Source organism: Promicromonospora sukumoe, assembly GCF_014137995.1.
In the GTDB taxonomy this organism is placed as follows: Bacteria; Actinomycetota; Actinomycetes; order Actinomycetales; family Cellulomonadaceae; genus Promicromonospora; species Promicromonospora sukumoe.
Window position 1 is genome coordinate 226,160 of the sequence record NZ_JACGWV010000003.1, and the last position, 21,569, is coordinate 247,728.

Below are 21,569 nucleotides of genomic sequence, written 5' to 3' on the forward strand. Positions count from 1 at the left end.
GCCGTCAGATCCAGCCCTTACGCGCGGCGTGCCAGCCGAGCTGGATCCGGGTCGAGACCCCGGCGACGTCCATCAGCACCTTGACCCGGCGCTGCACCGTCCGCAGGGAGAGGCCGAGCTGGTTGGCGACCGACTGGTCCGTGAGGCCGACGAGCATCAGCCCCAGGATGCGGACGTCCTGGTGGTCGAGGTCGGAGCCGCCCGCGTGCTCGCCCGGCCGCGCGAACGGCGTGGCGTCGCGCCACACGGCCTCGAACAGGGCGATCAGGGCGTCGAGCAGGCCCGACGGGTGGATGATCAGCGCGCCCACCAGGTCGGGCGTCAGGTCGGAGTCCTCGGCGTCGACCACGGTCTGGATCGGCACGAACGCGAGGCGGCGGTCGATGATGAACAGCTTGATAGGCACCCGCTCGGAGAACCGCACCTCCTCGCCGTTGTCGATCGCCTCGGCGACGTCGTCCACGCGCATCATGCCCGTGTCGAGGAACACGCGGTCCACGACCACCCGGTACCGGACGCCGCGTGCCACGGCCTGGTCCTCCGCGGTGTTGTCCTCGGCGGACATCACGAAGACCGGCGGCTTGGTGAACGACTCGACCGTCTCGCGCGCCCCGAGCTGGAGCTGCATGATGCGGTGCTTCACGGCGTCGGCCCCGCGCACGACGTCGACCACGTCGGTCGCCGGCCGCAGCGCCGACGAGCGCCGGAAGTCCTCTTCGAGCTCGATCAGCTCGACCTGCGCCGCGCGGATCTCGTCCTTGCGCCGGGCGAGGAGCGCGCCGAGCGCGATCTCCGGGGGTGCGGCCTGGAAGCGGGAGTCGTCGGCGCTCTGTCGCGCGGCGAGGCCGTGGCTCTCCAGGGTGCGGAGCACGTCCAGGGCATCGCCCGGGTCGCACCCGAGCCGTTGCGCCAGCTCCGCCGCGTCGAGCGAAGGGGAGGCCACGAGCTCCCGATACGCGAGCGACTGCGACTTGGTCAGGCCGAGCACGTCACTGAGCATGTCATTCTCCCGCCGGATGAATTTCACCGCGCCGTGGCGAGGATACGCCAGAGGTGCGCTTCGACGCTTTTGTCCGGGTACCTCGGGGCGGCGGCCGGCGGTCCGGTTGGTAGCCTCCCCGACGTGAGCACCGAAGACGTGAGCTTCCTCGCCGACGGCGGCGAGCGGGTAGCGGGCCGCTGGTTCCTGCCCGACGGCGCCCCCGTCGGCGTCGTGGTGATCGCACCCGCCATGGCCATGCCGATGCGCTTCTACCGGCACACCGCTGCCTGGCTCGCCGAGCGTGGCTTCGCGGTGCTCACCTTCTCCTACCGCGGCTCGGACCCGGAGCTCTACGGCCCCCTGCGGGACTCCCGCGCGACGGCTCTCGACTGGTACCACGACGCCGAGGTCGCCGCGGCACACGCGCGCGCCCGGGCCGACGCCGACGGCGTCCCGCTCACCTGGGTCGGCCACTCGTTCGGGGGCCAGAGCCTGGGCTTCCTGGCCGACGTCGGCGTCGACCGCTGCGTCATGGTGACGTCGGGGACCGGCTGGCGGGGCAAGGCCGCGCCGACGATCCGCACCTGGTCGCCGCTGCTCTGGCGCGTCATCGCGCCGGCCGCGACGGCGGTCGCGGGCTACTACCCGGGCCGGCGGCTCCGCATCCTCGACGACCTGCCCGCCGGCGTCATGCGCCAGTGGGGCCGCTGGTGCCTGCACCCGGACTACCTGTTCAGCGAGCACCCCGAGCTGCGCGACCGCTTCGCGAAGGTCGCGACGCCGGTCACCGCCCTGTGGACGGCCGACGACGAGCTGATCTCCCCCGAGTCGATCCGGTACTGGAGCCGCGAGTTCCCGGGCACCGCGGTGGAGCTCGTCGAGATGCGGGCCGCCGACCACGGCCTGACCCGGATCGGGCACTCGGGCTTCTTCCGCCCCAAGCGCGCGGTCCTCTGGGAGCAGATCCTGCTCCCGCGCCTGGCCCTCCGCACTGCGTCCTGACGCCTCGCCTTCGAGACCTAAGTTTCTTCGCTCTCGAGCGCCCGAAAGCGAAGAAACTTAGGTCTCGAAGGAGAGTTACGTCCCGGGCCCGACGTCGGACGGTCGCGGCCCGACGTCGGACAACCGGGCCCGACGTCGCGTCGAAGGGGACCGTCAGAGGGGGCGGACCGTGCCCCGGAAGTTGCGGGTGCCCTTGCCGGAGCGCCAGCCGTCGTAGACGAACCCGCCGGCCGCGCCCTCCCGGGCCACGCCCGCCGAGCCCGACCCCACCGCGTCCACGTCGGACACGTACCGGATCGCCACGTCGACCGTCCCCGGCAGCAGGACCGGCCGGAAGAACTCGACCGTCCACTCGTACGCCTCGCCGCGCCGCGCGGGCCCGACCTCGGCCAGCGCACGCGCCGCGGAGTACATCCCGTGCGCGATCGCCCGCGGGAACCCGAACGCCTTGGCGCCCAGGCTCGACGTGTGGATCGGGTTCTGGTCGCCGGACACCGCACCGTAGGCCCGGCCGGTCCCGCCGCCGAGCTTCCAGCGCGCCGTCGGCAGGGGTGCCGTCCACTCCTCGCGCGGGGACTCCTGGGCCGGGGCCGCGCCGTCGGGCGCCGTGAAGCCCTTGGCGAGGTACGTCGAGACGCCCTGGTAGGCGAGGTCGCCGTCCACGAGCACCTCGGCGACCAGGTCCACCTGGACGCCGCGGCGGTGGGCCCGGGCGTCCTGCGCCCACGCCCGCACCTCGACCGTCTCGCCCAGCCGCACCGGCCGCAGCACCCGCGCCACGTTCTTCAGGTGCACCATGCCGAGCAGCGGCAGCGGGAAGTCGCCGCGCACCATCACGGCCGTGGCCAGCGGGAACGCCAGCACGTGCAGGAACCCGGCGGGCAGCACGTCGGACGACGGCTCGCCCAGCAGGTCCAGGTAGGCCGCCAGATGCGCCCCCTCGCCCGAGGTGTCCACCCGCGCGACGCGGTAGACCACCTCGGGCAGCCGGACCTCGCCCTTCGGGCGCTTGCCGGCGGACCCGGCGACGCCCTTCGTGAAGAGCCCGCCCAGCTTCGGGAGCGCAGGAAGATCGGTCACGCCGTACGACTCCGGCGCCGTCGGCGCGCCCTCGTGCCGTCCCGTCACTTGCCCACCATGTGCTGGCCGCACACCCGGAGGGTCTGTCCGTTGATCCCGGCGGCCGGGCCGGACGCGAGGAAGGAGATCGCCTCGGCGATGTCCACAGGCAGGCCGCCCTGGCCCAGCGACGGCATCCGGCGCGCCACGGTGCGGGTGAGCGCGGGTACCTTCGCGGTCATCTCGGTCTCGATCCAGCCCGGCGCGACGGCGTTCGTCGTGCCGCCGGTCGCCGCGAGCACGGGAGCGCCCGCGGCGGCGTTCGCGATGACCCCGGCCTTCGTGTAGCCGTAGTTGGTCTGCCCCCGGTTGCCGGCCAGGCCGGTGGTCGAGGCCAGGGAGACGATCCGCAGGCCCTCGACGCCGGCCGCGAGCAGGCGCTCGTTGATCTGGAGCTGCGCCGTGAGGTTCACCGCGATGACCGGGTCCCACTTGTCCGCCGTCATGTTGGCGAGCAGCTTGTCGCGCGTGATGCCGGCGTTGTGGACCAGGATGTCCAGGCCGCCGAGCGGCTTGGTGGCGGCCAGGATCTTGTCGGCCGCGTCGTCGGCGGTGATGTCGAGCTGGAGCGCGACGCCGCCGATCTCGTTCGCGACGGTCGCGAGCGACTCGCCGGCGGGCGGCACGTCGATCACGACCACCTTGGCGCCGTCGCGGGCCATGGTCCGGGCGATCGCCGCGCCGATTCCGCGCGCGGCACCGGTGACGACGGCCACCTGGCCGGCCAGCGGGGCCTCCCAGTCGACCGGCCCGGCGGCGTCGGACGGGCCGACGGGCAGGAGCTGACCGTCCACGTACGCCGACTTCGCGGACAGGAAGAAGCGCAGCGTGGCCACGGCCGAGGCCGAGTCGACGGCCGCGTCGCCCGTGAGCTGGATGCCGTTGGCCGTGGAGCCGCCGCGCAGCTCCTTGCCGAGCGAGCGGACCAGACCCTCGACGCCGCCCCGGGTCGCGGCCAGGACCGGCGCGTCGCCGTCGGCCACGGCGCGGGAGACCGTCACGACCCGGCCGTTGCCCGCCAGGCGCCGCAGCGTGCCGGCGACGGTGAGCACGGGGGCGGAGACCGCGGCGGGCGTCTCGGCACCGGTCAGCACCAGCACGACGGCGCCGAACCGCTCGCCGTCGGCGGTCTCCGGGCTGCGGCGCACGTCGACGTCCCAGCCGGTCAGGACCTTGGCGACGGCGTCGGCGTCGGCGGCCGACGCGTCGTCGGACACCACCAGGACCGGGCCCACGGTGAGCGGGCTACCGGGCCGGTAGCGCCGGAGGATGGCCGGTTGGGGCAGGCCCAGCTTCTTGAAGACGGGCTTGAGCGTCCCGTTGGCCAGGTTGAGATAGCTGTCGGTCACGATGTCCTCTTCGATAACGGGGCGGTTCGGGCAGACGCAGACAGACTCAGCCTCACACGGACTCGACCAGCGCGACCGCGCCCAGGCCGCCGGCGGCGCAGACCGAGATCAGCGCGCGAGCGGGCTGCCCGGTCTCCCTGGCCTTGGCGGAGACCAGCTTGGCGGCGGTCGCGATGATGCGCCCACCGGTCGCGGCGAACGGGTGGCCCGCCGCGAGCGAGGAGCCGTTCACGTTGAGCCGGCTGCGGTCCACCTTGCCGAACGCGCCGTCGAGCCCGAGCTCCGTACGGCAGTATTCCTCGTCCTCCCACGCGGCGAGCGTGGTCAGCACCGTGGAGGCGAACGCCTCGTGGATCTCGAAGAAGTCGATGTCCTCCAGCGTGAGGCCCTGGCGGGCCAGCAGGCGCGGGACCGCCGCGACCGGGGCCATGAGCAGGCCCTCGTGCCCGTGCACGAAGTCGACGGCCGCCGTCTCGGCGTCCACGAACTTCGCGAGGATCGGGAGTTCCCGCTCCTCCGCCCACTCGCGGGACGCGAACAGGACGGCGGACGCGCCGTCGGTCAGCGGCGTCGAGTTGCCCGCGGTCATCGTGGCGGCGTCGTCCAGCTTGGCGCCGAACACGGGCCGGAGCTTCGCGAGTTTCTCGAGCGAGGTGTCGGCGCGCAGGTTGTCGTCGCGGGTCAGGCCCTTGTACGGCGTGACCAGGTCGTCGAAGAAGCCGGACTCCCAGGCGCGGGCGAGGTTCTGGTGCGAGTTGAACGCGATCTCGTCCTGCGCCTCGCGGGAGATGCCCCACTTCGCCGTCGTGATGGCCTGGTGCTCGCCCATCGAGAGGTGGGTGCGCGGCTCGCCGGTGCTCGGCGTGGCCGGGGCCAGGTCCTTGGGACGGATCTGCAGCAGGGCCTTGACCTTCGCTCCGGTGGTCTTGGCGTGGTTCGCGTCCAGCAGGGCGGCGCGGAGCCGGTCGCTGACGACGATCGGCGCGTCCGAGACGGTGTCGGTGCCGCCCGCGATCGCGGACTCGATCTGGCCGAGCTTGATCTTGTTCGTCACCGCGATGGCGGCCTCGAGGCCGGTGGCGCAGGCCTGCTGCACGTCGTAGGCCGGCGTGGTGGGCGCGAGGGACGAGCCCAGCACGCTCTCGCGGACGAGGTTGAAGTTCTTGCTGTGCTTCAGCACGGCGCCGCCGACGACCTCGCCCAGGCGCTCGCCCTGCAGGCCGAAGCGGGCGACGAGCCCCTCGAGGGCCGCGGTGAACATGTCCTGGTTGCTGGTCCGGACGTACTTCTTGCCGGCGCGGGAGAACGGGATGCGGTTGCCGCCGATGATCACGGCTTCGCGCGTGGACGGGACGGGGGCGGGGGTAGTGGACACGTCACTGTTCCTTGTCGTTCGTCGTCGGGCAGAGGGCTTCGTTGGGTCGAGCCTTGTCGAGACCAGGCCGGGCCGCGACCCGGTTCGCCCCGGGTGGTGCCCAGGACTCACAGTACCTGATACTCTCAGTCTCGTGAGACGAATCACAAGACCTCTAGCGAGTCAAGGTGGGGAGGCGGACCGATGAGCATCGGAGTCGACGGTCGTTCGACCCGCTGGGACGACCACCGCACGGCGCGTCGGGCCGAGCTCGTCCGCGCCGCGCGCAAGGCCGTGCACCGCCTCGGGCCCGCGGTCTCGATGGACGAGATCGCCGCGGCCGCCGGGACGTCCAAGTCCATCGTCTACCGGTACTTCGACGACAAGGCGGGCCTGCGGCTCGCCGTCGCCGAGACCGTGGTGATGCAGATGCACGACGCGCTGCGCGCCGCCGCGCAGCAGGCGGACAACCCTGAGATGGCGCTCCGCGAGATGGTGCGCGTCTACCTCGAGATGATCGAGAGCTCGCCCAACGTCTACTGGTTCGTCACCCGGACCGCCATCGGCGGCAACGAGCCGGCCCCCGTCGAGAGCGGACGGCGCGGCCGCCGCGCCCCGGCACCCGCCGAGGACGCCGGCGCGACCACCCCGGCAGACCTGCACCCGCTCGGCGCCTACCTCGACTCGGTGATCGAGCTCGTCGCGGAGCCGTTCGCGCGGGCCACCGACGTCCCCCCGGCCGACGCCGCGGCCTGGGCCGCGGGCGCCGTCGGCTTCGTGCGCGGCTCGGGTGAGTGGTGGCTCGGCCACCGCACCGTCGAGTCGACGCCGCTGACCCGTGAACAGCTCACCGAGCGAGTGACCCTCTGGCTCTGGACCGGTCCCGTGGGCGTGCTGCATCACGACCGGCCCGGCGCCGCACCCGCGACCGCCTGATCCTGACCCACCCTCCCGACACCCAGTACCCGGCCCCCTGGCCGAAGACCGAGGAGAACCGATGACGACCACCTCCGAGCCCGTGACCACCACCGCGGCGGCTCCACAGGCCGTGGCGCCCCAGCCCGAGGCGGCGCGTCCGACGTCGGGCACCCGTGTGGACGTGCCGGCCCTGCAGCAGATGCTGCTGGGCCGGTGGCCCGAGGAGCGGTCCGAGGCCCGCCGGATGGTGGCCGAGCACCCCGAGCTGTGGAAGCAGGAGGGGATCACCAAGGAGGCGCACCGGGAGACCACCCTCGCGCAGATGAAGCAGATGGTCCCCTACGGCCAGGTGCTGCGGGCGTTCCCGGAGCGCCTCGGCGGCCGGGACCAGGCGGGCGCCAACCTGGTGGGCTTCGAGGAGCTCGTCGCGGCCGACCCGTCGCTGCAGATCAAGTCGGGCGTGCAGTGGGGTCTCTTCGCCTCCGCGATCAACCACCTCGGCACGGAGGAGCAGAAGGACCGCCTGCTCCCCGGCGCGATGGACCTGAGCGTCCCGGGCGCGTTCGCGATGACCGAGACGGGCCACGGATCCGACGTCGCCGCCATCGGTACCACCGCGACGTACGACCCGGAGACCGAGGAGTTCGTCATCAACACCCCGTTCCGCGGGGCGTGGAAGCAGTACCTCGGCAACGCCGCGAAGCACGGTGTGGCGGCGACGGTGTTCGCGCAGCTCATCACCAACGGCGTGGACCACGGGGTGCACTGCTTCTACGTGCCGATCCGGGACCCGCAGACCATGGAGTTCCTGCCCGGCGTCGGCGGCGAGGACGACGGCCAGAAGGGTGGCCTGAACGGCATCGACAACGGCAAGCTGCACTTCACGGACGTGCGCGTGCCGCGCCGCGACCTCCTGGCCCGGTACGGCCAGGTGGCGGCCGACGGCTCGTACACCTCCTCGATCGACAGCCCCGGGCGCCGCTTCTTCACCATGCTCGGCGCTCTCGTGCAGGGCCGCGTGTCCCTCGACGGCGCGGCGATCACCGCCGCGAAGATCGGCCTCGCGATCGCCACGAAGTACGCCGAGCAGCGCCGCCAGTTCTCGCCGGCCACGGGCGCCGACGAGCTGACGCTGCTGGACTACGCGACCCACCGGCGCCGGCTGTTCCCCGCCATCGCCGAGGCGTACGCGATGCACTTCGCGCACGACGAGCTGCTCGACCTGTTCGACGACGTGTTCTCGGGCCGCGAGGACACCCCCGCCAAGCGCGAGGACCTGGAGACGACGGCGGCGGCGCTCAAGGCCACCTCCACCTGGTACGCGCTCGACACCCTGCAGGAGTGCCGCGAGGCCTGCGGCGGCGCCGGCTTCCTCTCCGAGAACCGGTTCACCGGGCTGCGCGCGGACCTCGACATCTACGCCACCTTCGAGGGCGACAACCACGTGCTCCTGCAGCTCGCGGCCAAGCGCCTGGTCGGCGACCACGGCAAGCGGATGGCGCGGGCGGCGAAGTCCCCGGCCGGCATGGCGGGCATCGTGGCGGGGCAGGCCAGGGACGCGGTGCTGCACAGGACCCCGCTGCGCCGGCTCGGCCAGTCGGTGGCCGACGGCGGCGCGGCGCGCTCCGCGGGCCGGCTGCTCGACGCCGAGGTGCAGCGCGGCCTGATCGCGGGCCGCTACGAGGGCATGGTCGCGGCCACCGCGATGGGCATGCGCCCGGCGCTCAAGGCCGACCCGGTCAAGGCGCAGGAGATCTTCGACGACAACCAGGTCAGCCTCATCGGGTCCGCCGCCGCGTGGGCCGAGCTGGTCCGCTGGGACGCGTTCACGAAGGCGATCGGCAAGGTGTCCGACGCCGACACCCGCAAGGTGCTGACCCTGCTCCGCGACATCTACGGGCTCACCACGATCGAGCGCCACCTGGACTGGCACCTAACCAACGGCCGCATCTCGACGGGCCGTGCCAAGGCCGTCACCGCGACGATCGACCGCCTGCTGAAGGTGCTGCGCCCGCACGTGCTCGACGTCATCGACGCGTGGGGCTTCTCGCAGGAGCACCTGCGCGCGCCGATCGCCGACGGTTCGGAGAAGGTGCGTCAGGACGAGGCGCGCGCCTACTACCGCGAGCTGCGCGCGAGCGGCACGGCGCCGATCAGCGAGAAGGAGCTGCGCAAGCAGCACGCCCAGCAGGTCAAGCAGGCCAAGGCGGCCGAGCGGTCGAAGTAGGGCCGACGGCGAGGCGCGACCGGCGGCGTCGAGCCGGCGGCGAGCCACGACCGTAGCCGCGGCGCGGGCCCCTCGGGGTTCGCGCCGCGGCTATGTCGCGCGGGTCACGCGGCGTCCGGCACCGCGGCCACGACCGGGACCGGGAGCTGCTGCACCGGGACCGGCTCGGACTCGGTGTCGGGCTCCTCGATGTCGGCGGGGCGCGCGAGCGACCCGCCGAGGATGATCGGAGCGTTCATCGCGGGCGCCGGCTCGGGTATCGCACGCACGACGGCGAAGATGCCCGCCAGCCCCAGAAGGGCCGCGAGCACCGCGAGTGGTACGAGCTGATAAGCGAGCGTCATGCCGAGCAACAGACCGCCGCCGACTGCGACGGATGATCCGAGGACGATTACACGGGTCATCTGGAGCCTCCCTGCCAAGGTGTCTCCGAGGAGAAATTGCCTGACCCCAGGGGGGAACTCTGGTGGCGCCGCACTCCGGCAGACGCCCCTCGGGCGTCCGGGGGCGCACGAAGAACATGTACTGGAGCCCGGCTGAGCTGGGGCTCATCAGTTGATTTTTTGGCGAGCCTGCCTCGCCGCCTTTCCAGGAAACCCCAACCTTCGTGGCTCCGCACGCCGAACGGCGGCCGCCGTGGTCACGACTGGATCACGGCTCGCGACCGGGGTGCCGGTGGCTTTCGGCCGATGCGGTCACACCGGGTTGCAGTGGGCGGTGGCGGTGAGGATCAGGCCGACGTCGGGCCGCCAGGGCTCCAGGTTCCACGTGTCCTTGTCGACGGCGCCCAGCGCGTGGCACACGAGCTGGTGCTCCATGGTGCCGCTGTCCGCCTCGGGCTCGGCGGCCACGAGCTGGGTGCGGATGAGGTCGAGGCCGGCCTCTCCCGCGTACCGGGCCCAGTCCGCCGGGTCGACGGCGAGCGACCGGCCGCCCTCGTTCTCGCCCCAGGACATGCCGTCGATCGCCTCGGTGCCGACCACGAACGTGACGGTCACCGGCTCGGCGCGGGCCGACGACCCGTCGCCCTGGGCCGCGGCCGAACGGTCGTCGACCTCGATGCGGGCCTGGGTCTCGTCGATGTTCTCGACGTCGATGCGCGGCGCGCCCTCCGCGGCGTCGGCCGGCGGTGCGGGCGGGCCCATGGCGGCGACGGTCGTGCCGTTGCCGTCGAGCACCGCGATGCTCCCGTCGGAGTCCACCGCGAGCGTGCCGGGCGAGGACAGGGAGACGCGGGCGGTGCGTCCGGGCGCGAGGGTGAGCGTGACCGTCCGCGTGCCGGGGCCGAGCGTGTCCTCCTGCACCTCCGCGGCCTGCCGCGAGCTGACCTCCAGGACGACGTCGCCGGCCGTGACGGTGCTGGTCTGCGTCGTGGGCCGGGTGCCGCCCTGCTCGGGTGTCGGTGTCGGCTGCGATGCTGTGGGCGTCGGGTCGCCGCCGGCTCCGCCCGACCCCTGCGCGCGCTCGGCGAGGCCGCACCCGCCCAGGGCGAGGACGGCGGCAAGGGTGGCGCAGGCGGCAAGCGGCGCCGCAACGGCACGTCGGATCAGCACCTGCCCATTGTGCGGGGTGGCGGGCCGCAGGTGGACGGGTCCGGGTCGGCGCGCCGGGTGGCGCGCCCCGACCTCACCCCCTATGGTTAGAACATGCGTTCGAACAAGGTGCTGGTGACTCGCGGTCCGGCCGACGTGCCGGGCCAGTCTCCGCGCGGTGTGTCCACACCGCGCGAGTCGGGGTTCGCGAGCGGTTTCGCGGACCTTTCGGAGGCGGTCGACGCCGTGGCGGCGGTCGACTCCCTGCTCTCCTCGCTCGCGGCCTCGCGTGCCGTGCTGATGGAATCGGTCCGGGAGTGGGTGGCCGACCAGCCCGACCTGTTCGACGCCCCCGAGGTCGAGGCGGACGAGCTCGCGGGCCTGGCCCCCGAGCTCGTCGAGCGGCTGGCCGCGGCGCTCCGGGTGCCGGAGGGCTCGGCGGTCGCGCTGATCGAGGAGTCCCGGGCGCTGGTGCACGAGCACCCGCGGACGCTCGCCGCGCTGCGCGGCGGGCACATCACGCACGCGCACGCGCAGACGATCCTCGGTTACACGGACGGGCTGCGCCGAGGCAACCGGGTGGCGCTGGAGACTCGCCTGCTCAAGCACGCGCGCACCACGACACCCGGTGAGCTGAGCCTCGTGGCGCGGACGGAGCGTGAGCGGCGGCTGCGTCCGGGGCGGCGGACCGAACCTCAGGTCGCGGCACCGGACCGGTCCAGGCGGCAGCGCGTCAGCGCCTACCCCACAGGTCGTCCCATGCCGTGAAGCTGTCGTCGGAGCGGGGGGCCCGCTGCTGGCTGCCGGGGGGCGGTGGCGGGGGCGGCGCACCCCAGGCGGGGGCGTCCCACACCGGCGCGGCCTGGGCCTCCTGCGCGTGGCCGGCGTCCTGCCCGGTCTCGTACGGGGCCCAGGGCTGCTGGTCGTACTGCGCTCCGGGCTGCTCGGTCGCGCTCGTGCCGTACGGCTCGGGGGCGGCCCCGTAGTTCGGGTCGTACGGGGCGTCGTAGCCGCCGGGCGGGGTCGGCGGCTGCGCGGCCTGGTGTTGTTGGGCGGGCTGCTGCGGTTCCAGCCAGGGCTGGGCGGACTCCGTCTGCCCCGACCAGGGTGGCGCGGCCTGGGTCTCCTGCGACCAGGGCTGGTCCGACCAGGGCCGGTCCAGGGCGCTGGGTGCCTGATAGGCCTGGGCGCCGTCGTGCGCCGTGCGGTCGTGCCCTGTGCGGTCGTGCGCTGTGGCCTCGTGCCCCGCGCGGTCGCGCCCCGTGCGGTCGTCGGCGGAGTCGTCCCGCCGGCTGTCGTAGCCGCGTCCGGCCGGGCCGAGGGCGTCGTAGGCGGCGTCGCGGAACCCCTGCGACCCGAACTCCTGCGACCCGAACTCCTGTGACCCGAGTCCTTGCGATCCGAGTCCCTGCGAACCGAACCCTTGCGACCCATGGGCCGGCGCGGTGTACGGAGCCTGGCCGAACGCGTCGTCCCGCCCGGGTGTCGGCGGGAGCGACGGGTAGGCGTCGACGTTCCGGCGGGCTGAGACCGCCGCGAACGTCGTGGTGGCCAGGTACTGCTCGAACGGGACGTCGAAGGTCTCGTCGTGCGACCACGTCGAGTCCCACGGCTCGGCAACCGGGGCCTGCGCGGCCCGTCGTCCGCCGTCGGGCATCGGGGGCAGGCGGACCTCGCCCGAGCTGTGCCGTACGCGGTCGTGCATCTGCCCCACCCAGTTCAGGGCGAGCTCGAAGCGCATGGTGCCGAGGCCGTCCACGCCCAGCTCGCCGCCGAGGGCGGGGTGCGGGTTGAACGTGTAGACGTCCTCCTCGCCGAGCGCCAGGCCGCGGCTCCGGGCGTCCCGGACCAGGTCGTCCATGAGGTACGTGGAGCGGCCGTCGGCGGACTCCAGCTCCGCGTACATGGTGACGGCGGAGTTCCAGCGCAGCTCGAGCGTGCCCTCGACGGTGTCCAGGAACCACCACCCGTCCAGGGACTCCAGGAAGATGTCGCCGAAGCAGGTGGCGAAGCGGGGGGTCTGCTCACGGATGCCCATCCACTGCCACGAGGCCAGCCCGAACTCGAAGGCAACCTTCGGGAAAGTCCGGAGCAGCTTCATGTCCGAATGAAACCACTTTCGGGTAAACGTCGGGAACCCCTACGTGACATCTTTGTTTCACCCTTAACGGGAGCGCGTCGGAGAGCTCGCGTGAGGCCCCTGGCGCGCACGGAACGGGAGTGTCAGGGGGAAGGCCTACCGTTTCCGCATGAGCATCGAGGTACGCGACGCGGTCCCCGCCGAGTACGACGCCGTCGGCAAGATCGTCGCGGCGGCGTTCGCCGCGGACGGGCAGCTCGACGCGCCGGACTCCGTCTCCTACCGGGACGTGCTGCACGACGTCGCGGCACGGGCGGCCGCGGCGGAGATCATCGTCGCCCTGGACGACGGCGTGGTGGTCGGCGGCGTGACGTACGTGCCGCGGGGCGGTCCCATGGCCGACATCGCCGGGGACGGCGAGGCGGAGATCCGCATGCTCGGCGTCGCGCCAGACGCGCAGGGCCGGGGCGCCGGGTCCGCGCTGATGCGCGAGTGCCTCGCCCGGGCGGCGCGTGACGGCGGGACGGCCGCGGGCAGCGGCCGGGCGGCCGCGAGCACGCGGACCCGGCGCGTCGTCCTCTCCACCAACACCATCGCGCACGGCTCGCACCGGCTCTACGAGCGTCTCGGCTTCGTGCGCGACCCCGCCCGGGACTGGACGCCCGTGCCCGGCGTGGACCTGCTCTGCTACGTGCTGGACCTGTAGCGGCTAGGCGCTCGCGCCGAACCGGGGCCGCCCCGGCCGGCCGGGCCGCCGCAGCAGCCCCGACGTGACGGCCACGCCCAGCAGAAGCAGCAGCCCGCCGCCGACCTCGGCCCCGTTCGGCACCTCGCCCTGTGCCAGCCAGGCCGCCGTCATGCCGACCACCGGCACCAGCATGGTGAACGGCACCACCGCGCTCGCCCGGTGCCGGGCGAGCAGCGTGTTCCAGATGCCGTAGCCCACCAGGCTTGCCAGCCACGCGGTGTAGAGCGTGGACAGCACGGCGGCCCAGGTCGGGTGCGTCAGCGAGTACCCGACGGCGGCAGGCCCGTCGAGCACCAGCGCGAGCGCGAACATCGGCACCGGGACCACGAGCGCCGACCACACGGTCATGGACAACCCGGCCAGCGGCGTCGGCCGGGCGCCGGTCACCTGCGCCGCTGACCCCAGCCGCCGCACGATCACGTTGCCCGTCGCCCACGACGCCGCGGCCCCGAGCGTGAGCAGGAACGCGAGGCCCGGGGTCGCGGCCGACCTGCCGAGCCCCACGATCACGAGCCCCGCCGCGCCGAGCAGCACGCCCACGAGCTGCGGCGTCGTCGGGCGCTCGCGGAGCGCGACGCTCGCGAACAGGACCGTGAGGACCACCTGCGCCTGGAGCACGAGCGAGGCCAGGCCGGGCGGCATGTCCAGCCAGATCGCGGTGTACATGAGGGCGAACTGGCCGAGGCTGAGGAACAGGCCCACGACCAGCACGTCCTTCATCGCCGCGGCGGGCCGGGGGACCAGGAAGATCGCGGGGACCAGCACCACCACGAAGCGGATCGCTAGGAAGAGCACCGGCGGCACGTCGTCGACGCCGATGTCGATCGCGAGGAAGTTGGTGCCCCAGATGATCATGACGAGCACGGCGAGGAGCGAGTGGCGCAGGGGCATGGCGTCATGGTCGGGCGCGCCGACGCTGTGCGTCCATCGCGTATCACTGGCTGATTGTTCAGTGGCGCTGAACGGTGGTGGGCCCCTGACTACGTACTTTCACGATCTTGTTCCACACAGCGGGTGAAAAGTAGCGTCGACGGCCACGGGAGACACATGTTCGCGAAGGAGCGTCCGATGCGTAGCACCAGAAACCGCACCATCCGCACCACCGTCACGGCGACCGCCGCCCTGACGCTCGTCCTGTCCGCCTCGCTCGTCGCCTCCGCCGCGACGCAGAAGGTGCCCGACGGCGCGTCCGCGCCGTCCGCGCAGGACGCCGCGCCCGCCGCCGTCGGCGCCCTGACCTGGTCGGACGAGTTCGACGGCGCCGCGGGCGGCGCCCCCAACCCGGCCAACTGGAACCTGGAGACGGGTGCCGGCGGCTGGGGCAACAACGAGCTGCAGAACTACACGAGCTCGCGGGACAACTCGGCCCTGGACGGCAACGGCAATCTCGTCATCACGGCCCGCCAGGACGGGAACGGCGGCTACACGTCGGCGCGCCTGACCACCGCGGGCAAGGTGGAGCCCACCTACGGCCGCGTCGAGGCCCGCATCAAGATCCCGCGCGGGCAGGGCATCTGGCCCGCCTTCTGGATGCTCGGCGGTCAGATCGACTCCGGCGTGCCGTGGCCGAACTCCGGCGAGATCGACATCATGGAGAACGTCGGCTTCGAGCCGCACATGGTGCACGGCACCATCCACGGTCCCGGGTACTCCGGGGGCAGCGGGATCGGCGGCTCGTACACGCACCCGCAGGGCTGGTCCTTCGCCGACGACTTCCACACGTTCGCGGTGGACCGCGAGCCCGGCCGCATCACCTGGTCGGTCGACGGGAACGTCTACCAGACCCGCTCCACCGCCGACGTCGGCGGCAACCAGTGGGTCTTCGACCAGCCGTTCTTCATGCTGCTGAACGTCGCGGTGGGCGGCAACTGGCCCGGCTACCCCGACGGCACCACCCAGTTCCCGCAGCAGATGGTCGTCGACTACGTCCGCGTCTACGACCAGGGCTGACCACCCCGACACGTGTCAGACGTACAGGTCACAGGAGGGACCTGTACGTCTGACACGTGGTGGCGGGCCCACGTCGTAGACTGGTTGGGCGCTCCGGCGCCCAGAAACCTACCCCGCACGCGAGGAACTACATGACCGCGCCCGCGTCCCAGGCACCCTCCCGCCCGACTCCCGCCGTTCCGTCACTGGACACGGTCGAGGCCGCCGCCGCCACACCCGACGAGGTGCAGCCGTACGGCGAGCTCGGACTCAAGGAGGACGAGTACCAGCGCATCAAGGACATCCTGGGCCGCCGCCCCACCGCGGCCGAGCTCGCGATGTACTCCGTGATGTGGAGCGAGCACTGCTCGTACAAGTCGTCGAAGGTGCACCTGAGCAAGTTCGGCGAGAAGGTGACCGACGAGATGAAGGAGCACCTCCTCGTCGGCATCGGTGAGAACGCCGGCGTCGTCGACATCGGCGACGGCTGGGCCGTCACCTTCAAGGTCGAGTCGCACAACCACCCGTCGTTCGTCGAGCCCTACCAGGGCGCCGCGACCGGTGTGGGCGGCATCGTCCGCGACATCATCTCGATGGGCGCGCGCCCCGTGGCCGTCATGGACCAGCTGCGCTTCGGCGCCGTCGACCACCCCGACACCGCGCGCGTCGTGCACGGCGTCGTCTCGGGCGTGGGCGGCTACGGCAACTCCCTCGGCCTGCCGAACATCGGCGGCGAGCTCGTCTTCGACGGCTCCTACCAGGGCAACCCGCTGGTCAACGCCCTCTGCCTGGGCGTGCTGCGGCACGAGGACATTCACCTCGCCAACGCGACCGGCCTCGGCAACAAGGTCGTCCTGTTCGGCGCCCGCACGGGCGGCGACGGCATCGGCGGCGCCTCGATCCTGGCCTCCGAGACCTTCGAGGACGGCGTCCCCGCCAAGCGCCCGAGCGTGCAGGTCGGTGACCCCTTCATGGAGAAGGTGCTCATCGAGTGCTGCCTGGAGCTGTTCTCGGCCAAGGTCGTCGAGGGAATCCAGGACCTCGGCGCGGCCGGCATCTCCTGCGCCACCTCGGAGCTCGCGTCCAACGGTGACGGCGGCATGCACGTCGACCTCGACGACGTGCTGCTGCGCGACCCCACGCTGAACGCCGGCGAGATCCTCATGTCGGAGTCGCAGGAGCGCATGATGGCCGTCGTCCGGCCCGACCAGCTCGACGCGTTCCTCGCGATCACGGGCAAGTGGGAGGTCGAGACCGCCGTCATCGGCGAGGTCAACGGCTCCGGCCGCCTCACGATCGACCACCACGGCCAGCGGATCGTGGACGTCGACCCCAAGACCGTCGCGCACGAGGGGCCCGTGTACGAGCGCCCCTACGCGCGTCCCGAGTGGCAGGACGGCCTGCAGGCCGACTCGACGACGGCCGCGGGACTCGCCCGCCCGTCGTCCGGCGAGGAGCTGCGCCAGACCGCGCTCACGCTCCTGGCCTCGCCCAACCTCGCCTCCAAGGAGTGGGTCACCAACCAGTACGACCGCTTCGTCCAGGGCAACACGGCGCTCGCCCAGCCCGACGACGGCGGCGTGATCCGCGTCGACGAGTCCACCGGGCTCGGCGTCGCGCTCGCGACCGACGCCAACGGCCGGTACGGCAAGCTCGACCCGCGTGCGGGTGCCGCGCTGGCGCTCGCGGAGGCGTACCGGAACGTCGCCACGTCCGGCGCCGAGCCGCTCGCGGTGACGGACTGCCTCAACTTCGGCTCCCCGGAGCACCCGGACTCGATGTGGCAGCTCGTCGAGGCGATCGAGGGCCTCGCCGACGCGTGCCAGGAGCTCGGCGTCCCCGTCACCGGCGGCAACGTCTCGCTGTACAACGGCACGGGCGAGCCCGGCCAGATCGACTCGTCGATCCACCCCACCCCCGTGGTGGGCGTGCTCGGCGTGCTCGACGACGTGAGCACCGCGCTGTCCTCCGGCTGGCAGACCGAGGGGCTCTCGCTGCTCCTGCTCGGCACCACGCGCGACGAGCTCGACGGCTCGGCCTGGGCCGACGTCGTTCACTCGCACCTCGGTGGCGTGCCGCCGCGGGTGGACCTGGCCGCCGAGAAGGCGCTGGCCTCGGCGCTCGTCGAGGCGCGGAAGACCGGCCTCGCGGCCGCCGCGCACGACCTGTCCGAGGGCGGCCTCGTCCAGACGCTGATCGAGTCCTCGCTGCGGTTCGGCGTCGGCGCCTCGGTGGCGCTGGAGGGCGTGACGGGCCGCGACAAGGTGGACCCGTTCGTGGCGCTGTTCTCGGAGTCGACCGGCCGCGTCGTCGTCGCCGTCGACCCGGAGCACGAGGGCGAGCTGACCCACCTGGCCGAGGACGCCGGCGTGCCGGTGCTCCGCCTGGGCACCACCGGCGGCGACGCCGTGGTGGTCGAGGGCCACTTCGAGATCCCGCTGGCCGAGGCCCGCGAGGCGCACGAGGCGACCCTCCCGCGCATCTTCGGCTGACGCGTCGGCGGACCCGTAGGGGCCGGACCGGCCGGGGAGACCCGGTGGTCCGGCCCCTTCCCGTCACCCGATAGGGTCCGGGGGTGCGATTTGTCCGTGGCGTCCTGTCCCTCGTGCTCTGGGTCATCTCGATCCCCGTGCTCCTCGTCGCGCTGGCCCGGGTGCTCCCGTTCGACCACGTGGTGCCCTTGCCCCAGCTCGCGGCGTTCACGCCCTGGGCGACCATCGCGGCACTGCCGCTGCTGATCGTCGCCCTGTTCTCGCGCCGCTGGGTGCTGACCTCGCTGCTCGGGGTCTCCTTCGCGGGCTTCCTGTACTGGATGGCGCCCTTCTTCCTGCCGCCGGACACGTCTACGGCCGCTGACCCGGCCGACGCCGGCACGGTGCGGGTCATGACGGTGAACGCGCTGTACGGGCAGGCCGACGCCGAGACCGTGGTCCGCCTCGTCGGCTCCCAGAACGTCGAGGTGCTGTCGGTCCAGGAGCTCACCCCGGACTTCGCGCAGGCTCTCACGGACGCCGGCCTCGACGACCTGCTGCCGCACAGCTTCACCGTCCCCGCCGAGGACACCCCGGCGGGCAGCGGGCTCTGGTCCACGACCGAGCTCCGGGAGGTCGAGCAGCAGCGCGGCTCGACCTTCGCGATGCCGTCGGCCCTGGTCGACGTCGGTGGCACCGACGTCCGGGTCACCGTGGTGCACCCGTACCCGCCGATGCCGGCCGAGACCACCACGTGGCACACCGAGCTGGCCGAGCTCGCGGAGCGGGTCCACTCGGACACCACCACCCCGCAGATCCTGGCCGGCGACTTCAACGCGACGTACGACCACGCGAGCTTCCGGGACCTGCTCGGCTCGCGCTTCCTGGACGCCAGCCGTGAGTGGGGCGCGGGCCCCGCCGTGACCTGGCCGGAGGGCAGCCAGGTCCCCGCGCTCCTCGCGCTGGACCACGTGGTGGTGGAGAAGGACATGCCCGTCTCCGACGTCGTCTCGATGGAGGTCTCGGGGACCGACCACCGGGCGCTGGTGGCGACCGTCGTCGTCGAATAGCACAGCGACACCGCGCGGTGAGCGCGGAACCGGCTTATGTTCGCAGTTGTGCCGACCCGTCAGATGCGCCTCGCGCCCGCCGCGACCGACGAAGTGAGTGGTGCCCTCGCGGCTCTCCGCGCCGAGGTCGGACTGCCCGCGATGTTCCCGCAGGACGTGCTCGAGGAGGCCCGGGCCGCCGTCGAGAACGACTTCACCGCCGGCCGGACGGACCGTCGCGACATCGGGTTCGTGACCATCGACCCGCCCGGTTCGAAGGACCTGGACCAGGCGGTCCACGTGGAACAGTCCGGCGAGGGCTACGTGGTGCACTACGCCATCGCGGACGTCGGCGCGTTCGTGACGCCCGGCGGCGCGATCGACGCCGAGGTGCGCCGGCGCGGCATGACCGTCTACGGCCCCGACGCCCGGACGCCGCTGCACCCCAAGGTCCTGTCCGAGGGCGCGGCGAGCCTGCTGCCCGAGGAGGACCGTCCGGCCGTGCTCTGGACGGTGACCCTCGACGCGCGCGGCATCATCACGGGCGCCTCGCTGGAGCGCGCGTTCGTGCGCAGCCGCGAGCGGCTCACGTACGCCGAGGTGCAGTCGACCCTCGACGCGGGCACCGCGAGCGAGTCGCTCCAGCTCCTGGCCGACGTCGGGCGGCTGCGCCAGTCGCTCGAGCAGGCGCGCGGCGGCGTCTCGCTCTCCGTCCCCGAGCAGGAGGTGGAGCGGCGCGAGGACGGCACGTACACGCTGTCGTTCCGCCGCAACCTGCCGGTCGAGGAGTGGAACGCCCAGATCTCGCTGCTCACGGGCATCGCCGCCGCGCACCTGATGCGCGAGGCGGGCGTGGGCATCCTGCGCACCCTCCCCGAGGCCGACCCGCGCGACCTGGCCCGGCTGCACCGCACCGCCCGCGCGCTCGGCATCGACTGGCCGGACAGCCTCCCGTACGCGCGGCTGCTCCCGACGCTCGTCTCGCGCGTCCCCGAGCACGCGGCCTTCCTCAACGAGGCCACCACGCTCTTCCGCGGCGCCGGGTACGTCGCGTTCGGCATGCGGGGGCCCGACGGCGCCGTCGTGCCCACGCCCGAGAACACCCGGCACGCGGCGATCGCCGCCGACTACGCCCACGTCACGGCGCCGCTGCGCCGCCTCGTGGACCGGTACGCGACCGAGATCTGCCTCGCGGTCTCCGCCGGACGACCCGTGCCCGACTGGGCGCTGGAGGCGCTCGGGGACCTGCCCGCCGTCATGGCCGAGACCGGGCGGCGCGCCTCCTCGTTCGAGCGCGAGTGCGTGAACATCGTCGAGGCCTCGCTCCTCGCCGACCGCCTCGGCGAGGAGTTCGACGGCGTGGTCGTCGACGTCGACGAGCCCGACAAGGAGCTCCAGCGCGGCGAGGTCGTGCTGCGCGATCCCGCGGTGCGGGCGCGCGTGGTGGGCGTGGCCCTGCCGCTGGGCGAGGAGGTCCGGGTCCAGCTCGCCGAGGCCGACGTCGCCGGGCGGCGTGTCACGTTCACGCTCGGCGGCCCGTTCTCGGGCCGGGCGGAGGGCGCGCCCGGCCAGCCGGACCGGCGGGTTGGGAGCGAGTCGGGTGGGCCTGACGGCTCTGGTGGGTCGGACGGTGCGCCGGAGCGCGTCGGACGCCGCGCCGCCCGGCGCGCCGCCGCGGAGACGGACGGCGGACCCGCCGCACCGGCCTCGTTCGCGGCCCAGACCCCGGTCTCTGCGGCGTTCGCGACGCCGGCCGACGGCCCGCTCCCCGCGCACGGCGTGGTCCCTGCGCCCGGTGTGGTTCCCGCGCACGGCGTGATCGCGGAGCCCGGGCCCGTCGCGGAGCCCGGGCGGACCGCCGAGCCGGGTCCGGTCGCCGACGCCGGGCCGGAGCCGTTCTCGCGGCCGCGGCCCGAGCTCCCGCGCCGGGCCGAGCGCATGTCGCAGCCGGAGCCGCAGCCCGATACGTGGCGACCGGCGGAGCCCCAGCCCGAGTCCTGGCGCGGGCCCGGGACACCGCCGCACGAGGCGCCCCTCTACGGCTCCGAGACGCTCGCCGCGCTCGCCGCCGCGTCCCGTTCCGACGACGTCTACCGGCCCGAGGCCGCGTACCCGTCGGAGCCGCTGCTCGCGCCGTCGCCTGAGCCCCGCCGCCTCGCCGAGGAGCCCCGCCCCGCGCCGCCGCTCCGGTCGCGGGCGCAGCACCAGCGGCAGCCGGAACCGGTGGTGGTTCCCGACCTGTGGCAGCAGCCGGAACCTGTGGCGAGCCCTGACCTGTGGCAGCAGCCGGAGCCGAGCCCGAGCCCGCAGCCGCGCCCCGTTCCCCGGCCGCGCCCGACGCCGCCGCCCCGCCCGACCCCGCCTCGCCCGACGCCGGAGCCTCGCCCCGCGGCGCAGCAGGCGCCGCCGCCCGCGTTCCGGCCCGTGACGTCGGAGGTTCCCGGCCGGCCGGCGACACCGGACGTCCCGCGGCGCACGCGCCGCGCCGACTACCCGCCGATGAGCCGCCCGGTGCGGCCCCAGGTCCGGGACGAGATGCCCCTGTCGGAGCCATGGCCCCGGCGCGCCCCAGGCGGCCACCCGCTGTCGCAGCCCGTGCCCGCCGTCCACACGGGCGGGCTGCCGCACGTCGTGCAGGTGGCCCGGTACCCGGCCTCGCGCGAGCTGCCCGTGGTGGTCGCGGCGGACCTGCTCGCGGTGGAGGGTCCGACGCCGGACGTCTACCGGTACTGAGGCCCTGGTCGGAGATACTGGCGCCATGATCGACGCCGTTCCCGGTGCCGCCCTCGCGGCGCCGCCGACCACCCGC

17 protein-coding genes are annotated in these 21,569 nt (G+C 73.4%); 9 read left to right on the forward strand and 8 right to left on the reverse strand.

All coding sequences use genetic code 11. The features are described 5' to 3' along the window. Positions 1-4 precede the first annotated feature (4 nt). Positions 5-1,000, reverse strand: a complete 996-nt coding sequence (locus FHX71_RS25105; RefSeq protein ID WP_182620248.1) for a helix-turn-helix domain-containing protein — start codon at positions 998-1,000, stop codon at positions 5-7. Positions 1,001-1,123: 123 nt separating this feature from the next. On the opposite strand from FHX71_RS25105, the gene FHX71_RS25110 reads away from it, so the two are divergent. Then, positions 1,124-1,984, forward strand: a complete 861-nt coding sequence (locus tag FHX71_RS25110) for an alpha/beta hydrolase family protein (protein WP_182620249.1) — start codon at positions 1,124-1,126, stop codon at positions 1,982-1,984. 153 nt (positions 1,985-2,137) lie between these two features. Here FHX71_RS25110 and FHX71_RS25115 read toward each other — a convergent pair whose 3' ends face one another. The 3 genes from FHX71_RS25115 to FHX71_RS25125 are packed head-to-tail and all read right to left on the reverse strand — an operon-like array spanning position 2,138 to position 5,827. Further along, complete coding sequence (locus FHX71_RS25115; RefSeq protein WP_182620250.1) at positions 2,138-3,112, reverse strand: MaoC/PaaZ C-terminal domain-containing protein; 975 nt, start codon at positions 3,110-3,112, stop codon at positions 2,138-2,140. Next, positions 3,109-4,452 carry a 3-oxoacyl-ACP reductase gene (locus tag FHX71_RS25120; RefSeq protein ID WP_182620251.1) on the reverse strand — a complete coding sequence of 448 codons (1,344 nt, stop codon included), beginning with the start codon at positions 4,450-4,452 and terminating at the stop codon, positions 3,109-3,111. Before FHX71_RS25120 ends, FHX71_RS25115 begins: the two co-directional genes overlap by 4 nt. 52 nt (positions 4,453-4,504) lie before the next feature. Next, positions 4,505-5,827: an acetyl-CoA C-acetyltransferase gene (locus FHX71_RS25125; RefSeq protein ID WP_182620252.1), complete on the reverse strand. Its 1,323-nt coding sequence runs from the start codon at positions 5,825-5,827 to the stop codon at positions 4,505-4,507. 183 nt (positions 5,828-6,010) lie between these two features. On the opposite strand from FHX71_RS25125, the gene FHX71_RS25130 reads away from it, so the two are divergent. Then, positions 6,011-6,742 (forward strand): TetR/AcrR family transcriptional regulator, encoded by a 732-nt coding sequence (locus tag FHX71_RS25130; RefSeq protein WP_182620253.1) that lies wholly within the window; start codon positions 6,011-6,013, stop codon positions 6,740-6,742. Positions 6,743-6,803: 61 nt separating this feature from the next. After that, positions 6,804-8,951, forward strand: coding sequence for an acyl-CoA dehydrogenase family protein (locus FHX71_RS25135; RefSeq protein WP_182620254.1), 2,148 nt, complete (start codon positions 6,804-6,806; stop codon positions 8,949-8,951). Between the two features lie 104 nt (positions 8,952-9,055). Here the strand turns inward: FHX71_RS25135 and FHX71_RS25140 are convergent, their stop codons facing one another. Next, complete coding sequence (locus tag FHX71_RS25140) at positions 9,056-9,295, reverse strand: hypothetical protein (RefSeq protein WP_182620255.1); 240 nt, start codon at positions 9,293-9,295, stop codon at positions 9,056-9,058. Positions 9,296-9,646: 351 nt separating this feature from the next. Then, positions 9,647-10,504, reverse strand: a complete 858-nt coding sequence (locus FHX71_RS25145) for a DUF2599 domain-containing protein (RefSeq protein ID WP_182620256.1) — start codon at positions 10,502-10,504, stop codon at positions 9,647-9,649. Between the two features lie 93 nt (positions 10,505-10,597). On the opposite strand from FHX71_RS25145, the gene FHX71_RS25150 reads away from it, so the two are divergent. Next, on the forward strand, positions 10,598-11,251 hold the full coding sequence (locus tag FHX71_RS25150; RefSeq protein WP_182620257.1) for a 13E12 repeat family protein: 654 nt from the start codon (positions 10,598-10,600) through the stop codon (positions 11,249-11,251). On the opposite strand, the gene FHX71_RS25155 is transcribed toward FHX71_RS25150, so the two are convergent. Continuing rightward, positions 11,217-12,584 (reverse strand): T6SS immunity protein Tdi1 domain-containing protein, encoded by a 1,368-nt coding sequence (locus FHX71_RS25155; protein ID WP_182620258.1) that lies wholly within the window; start codon positions 12,582-12,584, stop codon positions 11,217-11,219. The genes FHX71_RS25150 and FHX71_RS25155 overlap by 35 nt on opposite strands. A 148-nt stretch (positions 12,585-12,732) precedes the next feature. Between FHX71_RS25155 and FHX71_RS25160 the strand changes: the two genes are divergently transcribed. Continuing rightward, a complete protein-coding gene (locus FHX71_RS25160) occupies positions 12,733-13,269 on the forward strand; it encodes a GNAT family N-acetyltransferase (RefSeq protein ID WP_182620259.1) in 537 nt (178 codons plus the stop codon). 3 nt (positions 13,270-13,272) lie between these two features. Here the strand turns inward: FHX71_RS25160 and FHX71_RS25165 are convergent, their stop codons facing one another. Continuing rightward, positions 13,273-14,202 carry an EamA family transporter gene (locus tag FHX71_RS25165; protein WP_182620260.1) on the reverse strand — a complete coding sequence of 310 codons (930 nt, stop codon included), beginning with the start codon at positions 14,200-14,202 and terminating at the stop codon, positions 13,273-13,275. Positions 14,203-14,379: 177 nt separating this feature from the next. Between FHX71_RS25165 and FHX71_RS25170 the strand changes: the two genes are divergently transcribed. The 4 genes from FHX71_RS25170 (at position 14,380) to FHX71_RS30230 (ending at position 21,493) form a co-directional block, all read left to right on the forward strand. Further along, positions 14,380-15,261, forward strand: a complete 882-nt coding sequence (locus tag FHX71_RS25170) for a glycoside hydrolase family 16 protein (protein WP_182620261.1) — start codon at positions 14,380-14,382, stop codon at positions 15,259-15,261. Between the two features lie 131 nt (positions 15,262-15,392). Continuing rightward, positions 15,393-17,732 carry a phosphoribosylformylglycinamidine synthase subunit PurL gene (gene purL / locus FHX71_RS25175; RefSeq protein ID WP_182620262.1) on the forward strand — a complete coding sequence of 780 codons (2,340 nt, stop codon included), beginning with the start codon at positions 15,393-15,395 and terminating at the stop codon, positions 17,730-17,732. An 83-nt stretch (positions 17,733-17,815) separates the two neighbouring features. After that, a complete protein-coding gene (locus tag FHX71_RS25180) occupies positions 17,816-18,781 on the forward strand; it encodes an endonuclease/exonuclease/phosphatase family protein (RefSeq protein WP_182620263.1) in 966 nt (321 codons plus the stop codon). A gap of 48 nt (positions 18,782-18,829) precedes the next feature. Next, on the forward strand, positions 18,830-21,493 hold the full coding sequence (locus FHX71_RS30230) for an RNB domain-containing ribonuclease (protein WP_312877212.1): 2,664 nt from the start codon (positions 18,830-18,832) through the stop codon (positions 21,491-21,493). Positions 21,494-21,569: the final 76 nt, after the last annotated feature.